1 pseudogene is annotated in these 449 nt (G+C 64.4%); it reads right to left on the bottom strand.

Annotated features, from left to right (window positions below):
- A pseudogene (locus tag F2P45_RS34555) lies at window positions 1–273 on the bottom strand (alpha/beta hydrolase); the annotation flags it as partial.
- Between the last annotated feature and the right edge of the window lie 176 nt (window positions 274–449).

Raw genomic sequence — 449 nt, 5'->3', positions numbered from 1 at the left:
GCCAACCGGGCGCACGATGCTCAGCTTGACCGCCTTGCCGTCGAGGGTGACGGTCTTTTCGCTCACATCGGCCGGCGCCAGCGCCACCTTGCTGCCCGCCTGCGCGCCGACCAGCACGGCGCGCGCTTCATCGGGCGTCATCTGGTTGAGCGGCTTGCCGCCTTCGATCGCTTTCAGGAATTGCGCGGTGTTGCGTTCCACGCCGGGGAGGCTGGCAGCGTGGGCGGTCGAGAGGGAAGCGGCGAGCAGGGTCAGGGCGAGAGCGGATTTCATGGTGATGTCTATTAAGTAGCGAGCTATATATTGGATTGGCTTACTTGGCCTGTGCGGCGTCTTCGATCAGGCGGGCAACGGCGGCCGGGTTCGAGGTCATCACGACGTGCGAGGCGCCCTTGATTTCAACCGTTTTGCGCGATTTGGCGCGTTCGGCCATGAAGCCGAGTGCTGCG

Source organism: Massilia mucilaginosa (assembly GCF_011682145.1).
GTDB classification, from domain to species: Bacteria; Pseudomonadota; Gammaproteobacteria; order Burkholderiales; family Burkholderiaceae_D; genus Telluria_A; species Telluria_A mucilaginosa.
Note: the sequence above shows the minus strand (reverse complement) of the source record. Positions and strands in the feature narration are given on the sequence as shown.